Consider the following 15730-nt stretch of genomic DNA (forward strand, 5'->3'; position numbering starts at 1 on the left):
AGGGAGATGATCGCCGGAACCGGATCGCGATGCGTCTGCACCAGGATCGCGTCCGGGAACACGGCCAGCAGGGGCTTGAGCTGCTCCAGATGCTGCGGCGCCTTCAGCACCCATCGCTCGCCGCCGCGCAGCCATTGCAGCGTCTGCAGCACCTTGCGGAAATAGCGATAGCCCTCGGTATGGTCCGCCGCCTGGTACCAGCGGCTGTAGCTCGGGACGCGATAGCTCCATTCGAACTGCAGGGACGAAAAGGCGAAGATCAGCAGGCTCAAGTCCTCGTCGGGCTGGTCTGCCGTCAGCTCGTGCATCAGCTTCAGATCCGGCACGATGGTGTCGAGCATGTCTAGTGACTGGCGCATCCGGATCAGCCGTGGCTCGGGCTCCTGCTGGACCTGGGTCGGTTCTCCGTCCGGCAGTGGCATGACCTGCTCCCAGAACGGCGATGACCGCCGGGCCGGGTCGCGCGACAGCAGTCGGTGCAGGATCGTCGTCCCGCTGCGGGGCAGACCGATGATCACGATCGGCCGCTCGACCGGAAGCTCAAGGATTTCGGGATGTTTGCGCCACAGATCCTCGAACCTCAGCCGCGTGGTCAGTAGTCCGACCAGCTGGTTGAACACCTGAACCCGGCCCAGGCCGTGGAATTCCAGCTCGTCGTTCAAGGAGGCGCAAAGCAACGACAGCGGCTCGTCGAGCGGCGCGTCGCCGAAGTCCGTCAGCCCTCCCGCTCGCTCGATCGCGGCCGCCTTGAGCGCCTCGAGCGTCAGCACCACGGCCGCGCCCGGCTCGACCCCGCTCGCCAGCGCCTTCGCGCCCGCCGTGGTGTGCTCCGGGAAGGCCAGGGCCCGCGCGTGCGGCGTCAGGGCGTCCTGAGCCGGCAGGAGCTTTGACTTCAGCACGGCGTCAGTTCCACGCCACGTCGAGACCGGCATGACCCCAGTAGAGCCAGGTCCTGACCCGTTCTCCCAGACCCAACAGCCGAATGTCCGGCATCCGCTGGATCAGCTTCTCCAGCATGATCTTCGCCTCCAGTCGCGCCACCGGCGCCCCCAGGCAAAGGTGAACGCCCGATCCGAACGACAGATGCTGGCGTGCCTCGGGCACAGGCCGGTCGATACGGAACTCGTCCGGACTGTCGAACACTGCCGGATCGCGATTGGCGCCGCAGATCGAGAACATCAGCTTGGCGTGCTCCGGGATGTCATGCCCGTGCATGGTCGTCGGCTCCAGGCTGGTCCGGAAATGCGCCAGCACCGGCGGATCGAACCGCAGCGATTCCTCCACCGCGTTGTCGATCAACTCCGGCTCGGCCTTGAGCCGCTCCCACCGCTCGGGAACCTCGAGCAGCCGACGCATGAGATGCCCCAACAGATTCGTGGTCGTCTCCTGCCCCCCGGTCAGGAAGCCCAGGCAGATATTCAGGATCTCCTGCTGGGTCAGCCGGCGCCCCTCGACGGTCGAGACCAGAGCGCGCGACATGAAGTCGTCGGGCAGCACCGTCCCCAGGTGCGACAGGTCAGGCTCCTCGATCCCGGCCTCCGCCAGCATCGCCCTCCGCTGGTCGATCAGGGCGCTGAAGTGCGGATAGATTTCCTTCAGCACCGTCTCGTACGATCCGGGCTCCGGATCGCCGAAGGTCAGGAACTGCAGGGTGTCGCTCCAGCGCTTGTAGTCCAGATAGTCCGCCTCGGGCGCGCCCAGCATCCGGCACATCATCCGCGCTGGCAGCGGCAGGGCGAACAGGTCGTAGAAGTCGCACTGTCCCTCGGGCAGGGCCAGCATGGCGTCGATCCGCTCGTCCACGATCGCCTCGATCACCGGACGATAGTCCCGAACCGCCGCCGGGGTCAGGCCGCGCTGGACCACCATCCGGAACGCCGCGTGAAATGCGCCGTCGGTCTTGAACCCGACATCGCTGATCGAATCCTTGGCCGCGTTGCCGAACCGGAAGGACCAGACCGGATTGCCCTTCAGGATGTCGTCCTTGATCTCGGCGTGATCACTCAGGACATAGAACTCGGGCTGGCCGCCTCCGGCCGGGTGGTGATGGAAGGGACAGGCCGCGCGCAGGTCGCCGTAGACCTTGCCCGGGTCGGTCAGGGCCTCTTCGGAGAATGGATCGAACGTCACCTCTGTGGACATGGTACCCTCCCGTTCAGTCGAAACGGCGCGCAAGGCCGGCAGCCCGTTGCGCGATCTGTTCACGGCGCTGATCGCGCGTCACCCGGCGCATGTCGGCGGGCAGGGCGCGGTCCAGATCCGCCAGCTTCACCACCTGCGACCCGCGCACGGACTTTTCGGAATCGAAGCCGTCCGGCATCCCCTGCCAGCGGTGCAGCATCGTCCCCTGCTCCAGCCCTGCCGGATCCAGCCAGTTCCAGACGCCCGGATCCTTAAGCGACACCACATAGGTGATCGTCCCGTCCGCCGACCGGTGCGCCTGATGCTGGTTCAGGCTCGACGTATGCGCCGAATAGCCGATCGACGCGCCCCAGACGTCGGCCAGCTGAATGCCCAGATAACGCGCCGCCGAGGGATCGACCGTGACCACCAGCGCCTCGTCAGGGTTCAACCTGAACCGCGCCTCGCTGGTCGCCTGCTGGGTGTAGGAAAAGTTCTTGGCACGACCCTTGGCGATTTCATTGAACGGCGTCCCGAACCACTGCGGCATCAGCCTCAGCCAGTAGTCGATCGACACTCCGATGGCCTCGACCGCCGCCGCGACCTGCTCGGCCTTCGACGGAGGTTCTGCGCCCGGTCCGGCTGTCCGCGTCACCGACAGCGACACCGGCGTCTCCACCGCCCAGTCCTGGAGCGAGTCCCGCACGAAGATCAGCCGCGCCTGGCCCGGGGTCGTCTGGATATGGTTCGTCCGCGCGCCCGCCGTCTCGGGCCCGACGGTGAAGCTGAACCGGCCCTCGGCGTCCTTTTCCAGGTCCGCCAGCACCAACACCCCCTGCGACTGGCTGTCGGCCCCCGAGCCCGGATAGTGGTTGAACAGGGTGAAGCTGACATCCGCCCCGGGCCGTTCGTTGACCCGGCCGTCGATGCGAAAGTTGTTCACGTCGTCCACCGCGATGACGCGATAGACATTGTCGGGGTTGTCCACCCCGTGCCGCGTCCCCGGTACGCGGAAGCCGTCGCGATCATGCGGCAAGTTCAGGGTCCAGAACGGCATGGTCCGTGACACGTCCATGCCCACGACCGAGACCACGGCGCTGAACACCATCTCCTCCAGGTTCAGCGAGATCGTCGCCCACCCCGCCGGGACCTGGGCCAGGTCATGCGCCTCGAACGTCGCCCGCTTCGCCTCCATCGCCGCCTGCACTGCCGGGTTCTCGAACAGGCGCACCGCGTCCCGCTCGATGGCCAGTTGATCCGGTCCGTTCAGCAGCGATCCCTGGGTCATGATCGCTCCTCCTATTCGCCCAGAAGCCAGCTGACGATCGCCTCGGCCGCGTCGGTCGCAGACATCGCAGTTGTGTTGATGTGGATCTCCGCGGCTTCCGGTGCCTCATAGGGGCTGTCGACCCCGGTGAAGTTCTTCAGCTGACCGGCCCGCGCCTTTTGATACAGGCCCTTCACATCGCGCTGCTCTGCGACCGAAAGGGGGGTGTCGACGAACACCTCGATGAACTCGCCCGCCTCCATCAGATCGCGCGCCATCCGCCGCTCGGCTCGGAACGGAGAGATAAAGGCCGTGATCACGATCAGCCCCGCATCGGCCATCAGCCTGGCCACCTCGGCGACCCGGCGGATGTTCTCGACGCGATCCTCCTCGGTAAAGCCCAGGTCGCGGTTCAGCCCGTGGCGCACATTGTCGCCGTCCAGCAGATAGGTGTGCCGCCCCATGACGTGCAGCTTCCTGTCGACCATGTTGGCGATGGTCGATTTGCCGGCGCCCGACAGGCCGGTCAGCCAGATCACCCGGCCCTTTTGGCCCTTGATCGCCGCCCGCGCCGCCTTGTCCACGTCCAGAGCCTGCCAGTGGATGTTGTCGGCCCGGCGCAGATGGTGATTGATCAGTCCCGCCCCCACCGTCCGGTTGGAAATCTTGTCGATCAGGATGAACCCGCCCAGATCGCGGTTGTCGCCGTAGGGCTCGAACGGGATGGCCCGGTCCAGCGAGATATTGGCCACCGCGATCTCGTTGAGCTCCAGCCGCTTGGCGGCCAGCTTCTCCATCGTGTTGACGTTGACCTTGTGCTTGATCTCGGTGACCTGGGCCGTGACGGTCCGCGCCCCGATCTTGAGCAGATAGGGTCGGCCCGGCGGCATAGGCTCATCGTCCATCCACACCAGGGCCGTCTCGAACTGGTCGGCGACCTCGCAAGGAGCGTCGGCCGCCACCAGCACGTCGCCGCGCGACACATCGACCTCGTCGGTCAGGGTCAGGGTCACCGACTGGCCGACGACGGCCTTGTCCAAGTCGCCCAGCATGACGACGATCCGCGCTACGGTGCTCTCGCGGCCCGACGGCAGCACCTTGACCCGGTCGCCAGGCTTCACGGTCCCCGAGGCGATCAGGCCCGAGAAACCCCGGAAATCCAGACTGGGCCGATTGACCCACTGCACCGGCATGCGGAACGGCCGAGCGCGGCTGTCCTGACCGACATCGACGCCTTCCAGCCATTCCACGAGCGTCGGGCCGTCGTGCCAGGCTGTGGCGTCGCTGCGGCTCGCGATATTGTCGCCCTTGAGCCCCGAAATCGGGATCGCCGTAACGTTGGTCAGACCGACACTGGCGGCGAACGCGCGATAGTCGGCCACGATCACGTCGAACGCCGCGTGGTCCCAACCGATCAGGTCCATCTTGTTGACCGCCAGCACCACGTTCCGGATGCCCAGCAGACTTACTAGATAGGAATGCCGCCGCGTCTGGGTCAGAACGCCCTTGCGCGCGTCGATCAGGATCACCGCCGCGTCCGCCGTCGAGGCGCCCGTGACCATGTTGCGGGTGTACTGCTCATGCCCGGGCGTGTCGGCGACTATGAATTTCCGCGTCTCGGTCGAGAAGAACCGATAGGCCACGTCGATGGTGATGCCCTGCTCGCGCTCGGCCGCCAGTCCATCGACAAGCAGGGCAAAATCGATCTCGCCCCCTTGCGTGCCGATGCGGCGTGAGTCGGCCTCCAGCTGGGCCATCTGGTCCTCGAAGACCATCTTGGAGTCGTACAGCAGCCGCCCGATCAGGGTCGACTTGCCGTCGTCCACCGAGCCGCAGGTGATGAACCGGAGCAGGGATTTGTTCTGGTGGGCTTCCAGATAGGCCTCGATGTCCGAGGCGATCAGTTCGGATTGGTGCGCCATCAGAAATAGCCTTCCTGTTTCTTCTTCTCCATCGAGGCCGCCTGATCGTGGTCGATCATCCGGCCCTGACGCTCCGAGGTCGTGGTCAGGAGCATTTCCTGGATGATGGCCGGCAGGGTCGCCGCCGTGCTCTCGACGGCCCCCGTCAGGGGATAGCAGCCCAGGGTCCGGAACCGCACCGACCGCATCTGCGGGACTTCGCCGGGGAGCAGAGGCATCCGGTCGTCGTCGACCATAATCAGCGTCCCGTCGCGCTCGACCACCGGCCGCACGTCCGAGAAATACAGGGGCACGATCGGGATGTTTTCCAGGTGGATGTATTGCCAGATATCCAGCTCGGTCCAGTTGGAGATCGGGAAGACCCGGATCGTCTCGCCCGGCGCGGTTCGCGTATTGTAGCTGTGCCAGAGCTCGGGCCGCTGGTTCTTGGGATCCCAGCGGTGGCCCGCCGACCGGAACGAGAAGATCCGCTCTTTGGCCCGCGACTTCTCCTCATCCCGGCGCGCCCCGCCGAAGGCCGCTGTGAAGCCGTACAGGTCCAACGCCTGCTTCAGCCCCTCGGTCTTCCACATGTCGGTATGCAGGGCCGAGCCGTGATCGAACGGATTGATGCCGCGCTCGACCGCCTCCGGGTTCTTGTAGACCAGAAGCTCCATGCCGAGCTTCTGCGCGATCTGTTCGCGAAGGTCATACATGGCCCTGAACTTCCACGTCGTGTCGACGTGCAGCAGGGGAAACGGTGGTGGCGACGGGTAAAACGCCTTGGCCGCCAGATGCAGCATCACGGCCGAATCCTTGCCGATCGAATACAGCATCACCGGCCGTTCGGTTTCCGACACCACCTCGCGCATGATCTGGATGCTCTCGGCCTCAAGCTGCTGCAGATGGGTCAGCCGTTCGCGCGACAGCGGCGCAGGCGAGGACTTCAACGCTGCCGCGCTCATGCCGGGGCCCTTTCCAGGGCGGTGATGTCGAACGCGCCCGAGGCCACGAACCAGGGATTGGCAAAGGCCGTGTCGCCCGGCACCCGCGACAGGTGATAGGTGAAGGGTTCACCCTTCACGCCCCGCACCTGACCGCCCGAGGCGCGCAGCACCGCGTCACCCGCTGCGATATCCCAGGCCATGGTCCGGCCCAGGCGCGGATACAGATCCGCCTCCCCGCACGCTACCTTGCACAGCTTCAGCGACGACCCCGCCGAGACCAGTTCGGCGACCTCGAACCGCTCCAGGTATTCGCTGGTCTCCGATCCCATATGGCTGCGGCTGGCCACGACCTTCAGGCCCTTGGCCGGTGCCGGATTGGCCTTCATGGGCGACCAGTCGGCAAAGACGCGCTCGGCGCAGCGGCTGGTCCGCGCGCCCGACGCATCCCCTGCGTACATCAGGCCCAGCGCCGGGGCATAGACGACCCCGACCACCGGCCGGCCGTCCTCGACCAGGGCGATGTTGACGGTGAACTCGCCGTTCTTCGAGATGAACTCCTTGGTCCCGTCCAGCGGATCGACCAGGAAGAAGCGCGCGCCCACGTCGGGGATGTCGCCCGCCGCCACGGCCTCCTCGGCAATGACGGGGATATCGGGGAACTGTTCGGCCAGGGCTTTCAGGATGACCGCCTCGGCCGCCTCGTCGGCCAGGGTGACGGGCGAGCCGTCCCCCTTCTGCACCGCGCCGACGTCCGGCCGGGCGTAGATTTCCAGGATCACCTCCCCGGCGTCCTTGGCGATCCGTATCAACTGGTCCAACATCTCGACATATCCGGCTGCGATTACTAAACCAGTGTAGTATTTTCCGAAGGCGTACGGGAGGCGGGGAATGGGGACTGAGGGAGGTCATCGTGGCTGCGATCGCGGCACCGCAACCGGCCTGATCGTGCAGCGCACCATGGGCAGGGAGGCCAGATGACCACGTCAGCCGGATCGAACGCCACCGACCACGAGCGACAGCGGGAATCGCTGACCGGCGGCCTGGAGGTCTGGCCCCAGCTCGATCCATTCGCCGCGACCGTCCGCTGGCAGCTTCTGCAACTCGGCCAGCTGGTCCAGGCCTCGGTCGATCGGGTCGCCGCCGCCAACGGCCTGACCCACGCCGAGGTCGCGATCCTCGGCGCCCTGAAGCGGATCGGCCCGCCGTTCGAGGCGTCCCCCAGCCGGCTTCAGAATGCCCACTGGGTCACCCTGCCCGGCCTGACCAAGCCGATCGCCCGACTGGAGGCGCTCGGCTTGGTCACACGCCGGATCAACCCGGCCGACCGCCGCGCCGCCATCGTCGCCCTGACCCCCGAGGGCAATCGCAAGATGACCGACATCATCGAGAACCAGGCCCCGCCCGAATACTGGGCCATCGCCGACCTGCCACCCGAACGCCGCGCAGCGATCGAGGCGGTCCTGCCCGACCTGCTCGGGATGATCCTGGCCGCCGTGCCGGAGGAATAGTCGGCTTGTCCAACGGGTCGATGTTCGCAAACATCGCGACCCAGCGGCAGACCAAGACCTTGATCTTCCACGACTTGGGAAAAAACACCCCGTCCGGCCTGGCCTACCTTACGGGCATGGTATGATGGCTGGCTCAGGTCTTTGACATTCTGGATCGATACAAAGGAGCCAAGGGGTGTTCCGGACTCTTCGGACTCTTCGGACTCTTCGGACTCTTCGGACTCTTCGGACTCTTCGGACTCTGTTTTTTTAGTCCGAACTCCTCCGGTCAACCCGCTTTCCGGTGGGTCACGACATAGTTCAGCGCCAGTCGCCCGCCGTCCGCATAGAGCGTCTGGCCGGTGATGTAGGACGAATCCGGCCCGGCCAGAAACGCCGCGACCCCGGCGATCTCGTCGCCCTCCGCGAACCGGCCCATCGGCGTCCTCGACAGCATCATCTCCACCGCGTCGTCGTTCAGTGACGCCTGCGTCATCGGCGACAAGGTGGGTCCGGGACCGATCGCATTGACCCGGATGCCGTGCTTCGCCATGGCCAGCGCCATCACCTTGGTCAGCATCCCCAGGCCGCCCTTGGAGGTGCAATAGGCGGGCGAGGTCTCGACCCCCAGCACCGATCCCACCGACGAGATGTGGATGATCGACCCCCTGGTCCCGCTCGCGATCATCCGGTTCGCCGCCGCCTTGCCGACGATGAAGGGGCCGACCAGATTAACGTTCAGAACCCTGGTGAAGACCTCCAGCGCCATCTCCTGAAACGGCACGCCGCCGGTCGCGATTCCTGCGGAACAGACGACGACCTCGACCGGGCCCACCTCAGCCTCGACCGAATCGAACAGGGCCTCTACCGCCGTCTCCGAGGTCGTATCCAGCCCCTCGAACCGGGCCCAACCGCCGCCGTCACGGATGGCGTTCGCCTCCGCCTCGCCATTGCCGCCGGGCAGGTCCGTCAGGACGACGCGCAGCCCGTCCCGGGCATAGCGCTGGGCGATGGCCAGGCCGATGCCGCCCGCCGCGCCCGTGATCAGGGCGACCTTTCCCTCCGCACTCATTGTTTTCCCTCGCTCTTTCGGTCCCAGAAGGAGCCGCCGTCAACGCGGATATTGGCCCCCGTCGTGTAGCTGGAAGCGTCCGATGCCAGATACAGCGCCGTGCCGACGATCTCGTCCGGCCGGCCCCAGCGGTTCAGCGCCGTCGCCTTCTCCGCCTCGTCCTGCGTCGCCCATTCCCCGGCGATGTCGGTCAGGAAGCCGCCCGGCGAGATGACGTTGATCCGGACCTTCGGTGCGAACTCCTGCGCCAGGGCGATCGACATGGCGTTCAGCGCCGCCTTGGCCCCGGCATAGGGCGCGATCCACGGCGAGGGTTTCAGCGCCCCGATCGAGGAGACGTTGATGATGCTGCCCCCTGCCTCGTCGGCCATCCTCCGGCCGATCAGCCCGGTCAGCCGGAACGGCCCCTTGAAGTTCACCGCCACGACCTTGTCGAACAGGGCCTCGGACGTCTCGACACTGGACGGTGCCACCGGCGACATCCCTGCATTGTTGACCAGGACATCGACCCGCCCGAACGCAGCCCAGGCGACCTCGGCCAAGGCATCGACCTCGTCCCACTTCCCGACGTTGCAGGGTATGCCGACCGCCCGCCGACCCGTCGCCCGGATCTCGGCGGCCATCGCCTCGCAGGCCTCGGCCTTGCGGCTGGACACGATCAGGTGCGCCCCCGCCGCCGCGAAACCTCGCGCCATCGCCGCACCCAGCCCCCGCGTCCCGCCGGTGATCAGGACCACTTTGCCGCTCAGGTCGAAGCTCATGCCGCCGCCCCAGTATATTTGGCCAGCCTGGCCCGCGCCGCGATCCGCCGCGTCGGCAGGTGCTCGCTGGGGAAGAAGCCCAGGTGGGGCTCCACCCCCCGCGTCAAGGCTTTGGCCACCGATGACAGATGCACCTCCGTCGGCCCATCCGCGATTCCGAACATGGCCGTCAGCCCCAGATACTTGCCGAACGCCATCTCGTTGGAGGTCCCCAGGGCACCGTGCATGTGCATCGCCTTCCAGACGATGTCCTTTGTGATGTCCGCCGTCGCCACCTTGACCATCGCCACGGCCAGCCGCCCCTCGCGCCCGTGGCCCAGCCCGGCATCGAACATCCAGGCCGCATGCAGCACCTGTAGCCGGAACTGCCTCAAGGCGATGGCGCTGGAGGCCAGGTCGTTCTGGACGCTCTGCTTGTCGATCAGCCGCCCGCCCGCGACCTCACGGCTGACCGATCGCTCGGTCATCATGTCGATCATCTTCTGGCAGACCCCGATCGCCCGCATGGCGTGGTGGATACGTCCCCCGCCCAGCCGCGCCTGGGCCACCGCGAAACCGGCCCCGACCTCGCCCAGCCGCGCACTGTCCAGCAGCCTCAAGCCGTCGAAACGGATATAGGGATGCCCGCCCTCGCCTTCTGGCTCCCCGAAGAAGCCGATCTCCCGCACGATCTCCAGCCCCGGCGTCCCCTTCGGCACGATGAACAGGGTGTTCCTCTGGTGCGGCTCGGCATCGGGGTCTGTGACTGCCGCCACGATGATGAAGTCGGCGAACTGGGCATGGCTGGCATACCATTTGTCCCCGGTGATGATCCAGCCGTCCCCGTCCCGCACCGCCCGCGTCTTCAGCCGCGTCGGGTCCGCCCCACCGGTCGGCTCGGTCATGGAGAAGCAGGAATAGACGTCCCCCGCGACCAGGGGCTCCAGGTACCGCCCCTTCTGCTCGTCGGTGCCGAAGGCGGCCAGGATCTCGGAGTTGCCGCTGTCCGGCCCCTGACATCCGAACACCACCGGCCCCCAGTCGGTCCGCCCCAGGATCTCGTTCAGGTACAGCAGATTGACCTGGCCGATCCCCGCCCCGCCGTCATGCTTTGGCAGATGCGCTGCCCACAGCCCCCGCGCCTTCACCTCGGCCTGCAAGGGTGCCAGCGCCGCCCTCGCCGCCGCATTCGACCGGTCATAAGGGGCCGTCATGGCGTCGAACACCAGGTCCATCGCCTCGACTTCCTCACGGACGAAGGCGCGGACCCATTCGAGCTGTTTTTCGAACTCGGGCTCTATGCTGAAATCGACCATGGTCTGTCCCTACCCTTGCGCGCGCGCCATTGCCCCGGCCTTGGCGGCCAGTCGCAGCACGAATTTCTCGGAATCGGCGGCATGGGCCTGACGCCCGCTGAGGAAGCGCGCGTAGTGGCGCTCCATGATCACCGCCAGCTTATATTGGGCCAGCACCATATAGTAGGTCAGGTGCTCGACCGGCCGCCCCGTCCGCTCGGCGTAATACTCGGCCAGCTCCTCGCGGTACGGGAAGTCGGTCGCGTCGAAATACCCTGCGGGATCGGGATCATCGCGCCCCCTGAAGCCATAGCAGACCCAGCCCAGGTCCAGCAGCGGATCGCCGACCGTGGCCAGTTCCCAGTCGATCATCGCCGCCACCCGTGCCGGCACCGTCCGCTCGAACAGACAGTTGGCGAAGCTGTAGTCGCCGTGGATAATCCCCGCCGGCGAAGCCTCGGGCGTATTGGCCGCCAGCCAGTCGGCTGCATAGCTGAGCCCCGGAATCTCGCGCCCCGGATAGTTCTCGGTCTCGGCATAGGAAGCCAGTTGACTTCGCCACCGCTCGACCTGTCGCTCCAGAAACCCCTCCGGCTTGCCGAACCCCCTCAGCCCCACGGTCCGGTAGTCCACGTTGGCCAGCCTGGCGATGCCGTCGACAAGGGCGAAGCCGATGTCACGCCGGTCCTTGCCGGGTCTGTCGAACGGTGCAGGCACAGTGTCGTTGTGCCCCAGCCAGCCGTCCACCAGCGCCATCAGATAGAACCGCACCCCGATCACCGCCGGGTCCTCGCAACAGGCGATGAAGCGAGGATGCGGCACATCCGTCCCGGCCAGCGCCGCCAGCACCCGCGCCTCACGACTGATGATCTTCTCGCTGTCGGGGCGAGGCCTCTCCGGCGGACGACGCAGCACCACCTCCGGCCCATCGCGCCGTATCGCCATGACCAGATTGCTGGCACCGCCGCTCAGCACCCGCGCACTGACCGGCCCGCTCCCGACCGAAGGCGCGTTCGCGTCCAGCCAGGCCTCAAGTCGTAGTTTGTCGGCGTCGGTCATCGTCGTCTCCGAACGCGACCGTGCCCCTCCGCATCCACATTCACAAGACTGACAGTCTAGCGAATGTATGGCAGTGCAGGCATATCGGGTCCGCGATGTCCGCGCATCCGGCCGGAACACCGACTTGATCACCCCCGACACCTCTGTCCGTCCGTCCTCTCTTCGTCAGGCCCAACGAGCGATGACGCGGGACCGGCTGCGCGCCGGCGCCCGTGCCCTGTTCGCGGAGAAGCCCTATCTGGAGGCGACGATCGACGAGATCGCCCTGCGCTCCGGCGTCGCCCGCGCCACCTTCTACCTCCACTACGAGGGCAAGGACGCCCTGGTGCGAGACCTGCTGATCGAGGACATGCTGAGCCATCGCCGGCTGTTCCACCGGCTGGCGGGCCTCGGCCCCAAGCCCGACATCGACAGCCTGTCGCGGTGGCTCCGGCGCTATATGAAGGTGTTCGCCGACCGCCGCGCCTCGGTCTCGCTGTTCAATGTGGTGGTCGGCTACAACCCCGACTTCCTGGCCGAGATCACCCGCCAGCGCGACGCCCTGTTCGACGATGTCGGTCGGGTGTCCCCGGCCTTTGACTTCCCGCCCGACGGCGACGGCCCGAAACGGCGTCTAAAGGCGCACCTGATGACCTTCCGCATCGAGCAGTTCTGCGTCCATGCCGAGTTCGCGGACTGGTCGCCGACCCTGTGCGACCTCGGCGTCACCGAACTGGCGACCGAACTGGCCGCCTTCCTCCGGGATGGACAAGGCTAACCGCCCCCGCCCGGCCCCATGGGCGGGATCAGATCGACGCCCATGTCGGGCACGTCGCTACTGGAGCGGACGGATCCCGCCGGGCGCTCCAGCATGCGTCTTACGCGCGGAGGGTGTGCGGGATCGAGCAGGGCTCGCATGTCGTCCAGGACCTCGCGCCCCGGCCCCGTCGCGCGCTGGCTCAAGTGCAGATAGTCGTTCCAGGTCGGGCTGTGGAACCGCTCGGTCCAGCGCGTCGCATCGGAGATGTCGCGCGCGATCGACCACCCATAGGCACCCATGCCCTGGCGGAATCGCCGGACCTTCTGCAAGGCCTCATAGAAGGCCCGGGCATTGGCCTCTGGCGTCATATAGTCGATCTCGATGACGATCGGGCCGCTGCGCAGGGTCACGTCCAGAACGATCTCCGGATCGGCCCGGTTGAGCGGTGTCAACGTCGGCGCATGCCCCAGATCGGGCAGGCGAAGCACGAACCCAAGGCCGATCGACGCCGCCATCAGGCCGGCGGCGGTGATCAGCGCACCTTGAACCCCGATCTGATTGACCAGCTGCCCCCATCCGACGGCACCGATCGCGACCCCGCCGGTGATCGTGGCCTGATAGATGGCCAAGGCCCGCCCGGCCACCCAGCGCGGTGCCGAAACCTGGATGGAGATGCTGTAGAGGGTGAGCACGCTGGTCCAGGCCAGGCCGGCGACCAGCATGCCCAGGATGCTCAACGCCTCGTTCCGGCTCAGGCCCACCGGCAGAAGCGATGCCGCCATTGCGAACGCGGACACGCGACTGGCCGTCTCGGTCGACATCCTCGCCTGTATCCATGGCAGGATCACAGCTCCGGCCACCGCCCCCAGGCCGAAAGCGCCCAGCAACAGGCCGTAAACCGCAGCGCCTCCGTCCAGCAGATCCCTGGCGATCAGCGGCGTAAGGGCGGGAGCCACGCCGCCGATCAGGCCGAACACCGCCGTCCTCAGGATGAACAGCCGATGCGACGGCGAATAGCGGATGAAGCGCAGGCCCGACATCATGGCGCGCCAGAAGGTCTCGGGTGCCAGGCGCGCGGGCTCCTGACGCCGTTTCCACAGGAACAGCACGATCAGCAGCGGCACATAGGCCACGGCGTTGGCGACGAAGGCCCCGACCGCCCCGAAGGCCGCCACGATCACCCCGCCCAGCGCCGGGCCAAAGCTGCGCGCCACATTGTAGCTGATGCCGTTTAGCGCGATCGCGGACGGCAGGGTCTCGGCCGGCACCTGTTCGGCGACGGAGGACTGCCAGGCCGGGCTGAACAGCGCCATGCTCGTCCCGACGATGAAGCAGAACCCCAGCAGTATCCACGGCGTCAGCAGCCCGGCGAGCGACAGGCCCGACAGGGTCACCGCTCCGCCGAACGCCAGCAGCAGAGCCAGAATGCACACCAGTCGCCGGTCGAACATGTCCGAGATAGCCCCGCCAGGCAGAGCAAACAGCATCATCGGCAACATCAGCGCCGTCTGGACCATGGCCGTCATGGAGGCGTCCGGCGTCAACCGGCTCATCGTCCACGCTGCGCCGACGCCCTGGATCAGGATACCGAAATTGGTGAACAGACTGGCGAGCCAGATGCGCCGGAACACGGGCGTCCGAAATGGCGAATACAGGCCGGTCGTTGAGAATCGCATGACTGTCACGCCTCGCCCCACTGCTCAGGACAGGCCCGCGGGAGGAGCAGCACCTGGCCATGTCCGACGCGAGCGGGCCGCAACCGGGCATCTGGGTCACAGGGCACGAACATGTCTGAAATGCGGCTTCTCCCAAGCATCCGGTGCGGAGGACAGCCATGTTCTGGCCCCTGGAGGCGGACGAATGAAAGAAATTCGTCTTCAGCTACGCCAATGAGCAGATTGGCGATCAGTCAAAGGACAGCGCAGGGGTCGGCCCAAGGGCGCTGACAGGTTAACCGGGCTAAGTCGAAAAGCGCCCTCCCCGTCTCAGTTCAGGCAACCGACGCCGCCCAAGCGGTCGCCGCTTCGGCGCGGAAGCGGCGAAGGATCTGCCTGCTGATCAGATGGCGTTGGATGTTGAAGGTGTTGTAAATCGCTGCGTGGGTGGTGAGGAATCTCTGAGTTGAGGCTTGGGATTTGAACAGCTGCTGCTGCCGTTCTCGTCGTCGGATCGGAAGGTGGGCATTTTCCGCCCGATTGTTCTCCCGAAGACGACCGGGTCGGTGCAAACGCCTGAGATCCAGCACATCGAGGGCCGCGCCATATGACGCGAGGCCGTCGGTCGTTATCGCCTGCGGCTCGACCGGCTGATTGTGAAGGAGACGCCTGAGCAGCCTCAACGCGGCTTCCGTGTCCCGCCGGCGCTGGACCAGGACGTCGAGGACCTCGCCTTCGTCATCGACCGCTCGCCATAGGTACATACGCTTTCCGCCGATTGAACAGACCATCTCATCCAGATGCCAACGGGGCGATGGAGCTGGCCGGCGGCGCTTCAGCCGCCTCGCGATCAGCGGTCCAAACTTGATCGTCCAGCACCGGATAGTCTCATAGCTGACGTCCACACCGCGGGCCGCCATCAGCTTTCTACGTCCCTGAAGCTGAGGCTAAAGCGGAAGTACAGCCAGACCGCCTGGCGGATCACATCAGCCGGAAATCGGTGGCGCTTGAACGAAATTGGCTTCACGAAATATCATCCCCATCACCGGCTTAGCCGCCTTCAGTGGAGACAGTTTAGCGTTAGACTGACAGCACCAGCGGCGAAGGGTCGGTCTGCTGATCAAATGGCGCTGGATGTTGAAGGTGTTGTAGATCGCTGCGTGGGTGGTGAGGAATCTCTGGGCTGAGGCCTGTGATTTGAACCGCTGCTGCTGCCGCTCTCGTCGTCGGATCGGAAGGTGGGAGTTCTCAACGCGGTTATTCTCGCGGAGCCGACCTGGCCGATGCAGATGCTTCAGATTCAGCTGATCCAGGGCCGCGCCATAGGATGCGAGCCCGTCCGTTGTGATCGTCTGCGGCTCCACCGGCTGGTTGTGAAGGAGCCGCTTGAGCAGCTTTAAAGCAGCCTCTGTGTCCCGCCGCCGCTGGACCAGGACGTCGAGGACCT

General features: G+C 66.2%; 13 protein-coding genes and 2 pseudogenes. 2 read left to right on the forward strand and 13 right to left on the reverse strand.

The window, feature by feature from the left end; all coding sequences use genetic code 11:
* The 6 genes from ACILQR_RS10510 to cysQ all read right to left on the reverse strand — a co-directional run.
* Positions 1–899 (reverse strand): sulfotransferase family protein (locus ACILQR_RS10510; RefSeq protein ID WP_395651376.1); only part of this gene is annotated, 899 nt, incomplete at its 3' end.
* 4 nt (positions 900–903) lie between these two features.
* Positions 904–2142 (reverse strand): cytochrome P450, encoded by a 1239-nt coding sequence (locus ACILQR_RS10515; protein WP_395651377.1) that lies wholly within the window; start codon positions 2140–2142, stop codon positions 904–906.
* Between the two features lie 13 nt (positions 2143–2155).
* Complete coding sequence (locus ACILQR_RS10520) at positions 2156–3409, reverse strand: hypothetical protein (protein WP_395651378.1); 1254 nt, start codon at positions 3407–3409, stop codon at positions 2156–2158.
* Between the two features lie 11 nt (positions 3410–3420).
* Positions 3421–5310 (reverse strand): sulfate adenylyltransferase subunit CysN, encoded by a 1890-nt coding sequence (gene cysN / locus ACILQR_RS10525; RefSeq protein ID WP_395651379.1) that lies wholly within the window; start codon positions 5308–5310, stop codon positions 3421–3423.
* On the reverse strand, positions 5310–6254 hold the full coding sequence (gene cysD / locus ACILQR_RS10530) for a sulfate adenylyltransferase subunit CysD (protein ID WP_395651380.1): 945 nt from the start codon (positions 6252–6254) through the stop codon (positions 5310–5312). The genes cysN and cysD overlap by 1 nt, the downstream gene beginning before the upstream one ends.
* Complete coding sequence (gene cysQ, locus ACILQR_RS10535) at positions 6251–7057, reverse strand: 3'(2'),5'-bisphosphate nucleotidase CysQ (protein WP_395651381.1); 807 nt, start codon at positions 7055–7057, stop codon at positions 6251–6253. The genes cysD and cysQ overlap by 4 nt, the downstream gene beginning before the upstream one ends.
* Positions 7058–7210: 153 nt before the next feature.
* Between cysQ and ACILQR_RS10540 the strand changes: the two genes are divergently transcribed.
* Positions 7211–7744: a MarR family winged helix-turn-helix transcriptional regulator gene (locus ACILQR_RS10540; RefSeq protein ID WP_395651382.1), complete on the forward strand. Its 534-nt coding sequence runs from the start codon at positions 7211–7213 to the stop codon at positions 7742–7744.
* A 268-nt stretch (positions 7745–8012) separates the two neighbouring features.
* Here the strand turns inward: ACILQR_RS10540 and ACILQR_RS10545 are convergent, their stop codons facing one another.
* Genes ACILQR_RS10545 through ACILQR_RS10560 form a run of 4 tightly spaced genes read right to left on the reverse strand, consistent with a single transcriptional unit; the run spans position 8013 to position 11889 of the window.
* On the reverse strand, positions 8013–8795 hold the full coding sequence (locus ACILQR_RS10545) for an SDR family NAD(P)-dependent oxidoreductase (RefSeq protein ID WP_395651383.1): 783 nt from the start codon (positions 8793–8795) through the stop codon (positions 8013–8015).
* Entirely contained in the window at positions 8792–9556 is a 765-nt protein-coding gene (locus ACILQR_RS10550) for an SDR family NAD(P)-dependent oxidoreductase (protein WP_395651384.1), read from the reverse strand. The genes ACILQR_RS10545 and ACILQR_RS10550 overlap by 4 nt, the downstream gene beginning before the upstream one ends.
* Entirely contained in the window at positions 9553–10851 is a 1299-nt protein-coding gene (locus tag ACILQR_RS10555; RefSeq protein ID WP_395651385.1) for an acyl-CoA dehydrogenase family protein, read from the reverse strand. The genes ACILQR_RS10550 and ACILQR_RS10555 overlap by 4 nt, the downstream gene beginning before the upstream one ends.
* A gap of 9 nt (positions 10852–10860) precedes the next feature.
* Positions 10861–11889: a phosphotransferase family protein gene (locus ACILQR_RS10560; protein ID WP_395651386.1), complete on the reverse strand. Its 1029-nt coding sequence runs from the start codon at positions 11887–11889 to the stop codon at positions 10861–10863.
* Positions 11890–12070: 181 nt separating this feature from the next.
* On the opposite strand from ACILQR_RS10560, the gene ACILQR_RS10565 reads away from it, so the two are divergent.
* On the forward strand, positions 12071–12646 hold the full coding sequence (locus tag ACILQR_RS10565) for a TetR/AcrR family transcriptional regulator (RefSeq protein ID WP_395651387.1): 576 nt from the start codon (positions 12071–12073) through the stop codon (positions 12644–12646).
* Here ACILQR_RS10565 and ACILQR_RS10570 read toward each other — a convergent pair.
* From ACILQR_RS10570 to ACILQR_RS10580, 3 genes and pseudogenes are all read right to left on the reverse strand, one after another.
* A complete protein-coding gene (locus ACILQR_RS10570; protein ID WP_395651388.1) occupies positions 12643–14304 on the reverse strand; it encodes an MFS transporter in 1662 nt (553 codons plus the stop codon). The genes ACILQR_RS10565 and ACILQR_RS10570 overlap by 4 nt on opposite strands.
* 314 nt (positions 14305–14618) lie before the next feature.
* Positions 14619–15310, reverse strand: a pseudogene (locus ACILQR_RS10575) (IS6 family transposase).
* 73 nt (positions 15311–15383) lie between these two features.
* Positions 15384–15730 (reverse strand): annotated as a pseudogene (locus ACILQR_RS10580) (DDE-type integrase/transposase/recombinase); the annotation flags it as partial.

It is taken from the genome of Brevundimonas sp. (genome assembly GCF_044239655.1).
GTDB lineage: Bacteria > Pseudomonadota > Alphaproteobacteria > Caulobacterales > Caulobacteraceae > Brevundimonas.

Excerpts from the sequence above, each read along its gene's own strand:
- cysN (WP_395651379.1), bottom strand. The coding sequence starts at position 5,310 with ATGGCGCACCAATCCGAACTGATCGCCTCGGACATCGAGGCCTATCTG.
- ACILQR_RS10560 (WP_395651386.1), bottom strand. The coding sequence starts at position 11,889 with ATGACCGACGCCGACAAACTACGACTTGAGGCCTGGCTGGACGCGAAC.
- ACILQR_RS10570 (WP_395651388.1), bottom strand. The coding sequence starts at position 14,304 with ATGCGATTCTCAACGACCGGCCTGTATTCGCCATTTCGGACGCCCGTG.
- cysD (WP_395651380.1), bottom strand. The coding sequence starts at position 6,254 with ATGAGCGCGGCAGCGTTGAAGTCCTCGCCTGCGCCGCTGTCGCGCGAA.
- ACILQR_RS10555 (WP_395651385.1), bottom strand. The coding sequence starts at position 10,851 with ATGGTCGATTTCAGCATAGAGCCCGAGTTCGAAAAACAGCTCGAATGG.
- ACILQR_RS10520 (WP_395651378.1), bottom strand. The coding sequence starts at position 3,409 with ATGACCCAGGGATCGCTGCTGAACGGACCGGATCAACTGGCCATCGAG.
- ACILQR_RS10545 (WP_395651383.1), bottom strand. The coding sequence starts at position 8,795 with ATGAGTGCGGAGGGAAAGGTCGCCCTGATCACGGGCGCGGCGGGCGGC.
- ACILQR_RS10565 (WP_395651387.1), top strand. The coding sequence starts at position 12,071 with ATGACGCGGGACCGGCTGCGCGCCGGCGCCCGTGCCCTGTTCGCGGAG.
- ACILQR_RS10515 (WP_395651377.1), bottom strand. The coding sequence starts at position 2,142 with ATGTCCACAGAGGTGACGTTCGATCCATTCTCCGAAGAGGCCCTGACC.
- ACILQR_RS10550 (WP_395651384.1), bottom strand. The coding sequence starts at position 9,556 with ATGAGCTTCGACCTGAGCGGCAAAGTGGTCCTGATCACCGGCGGGACG.
- ACILQR_RS10540 (WP_395651382.1), top strand. The coding sequence starts at position 7,211 with ATGACCACGTCAGCCGGATCGAACGCCACCGACCACGAGCGACAGCGG.
- cysQ (WP_395651381.1), bottom strand. The coding sequence starts at position 7,057 with ATGTTGGACCAGTTGATACGGATCGCCAAGGACGCCGGGGAGGTGATC.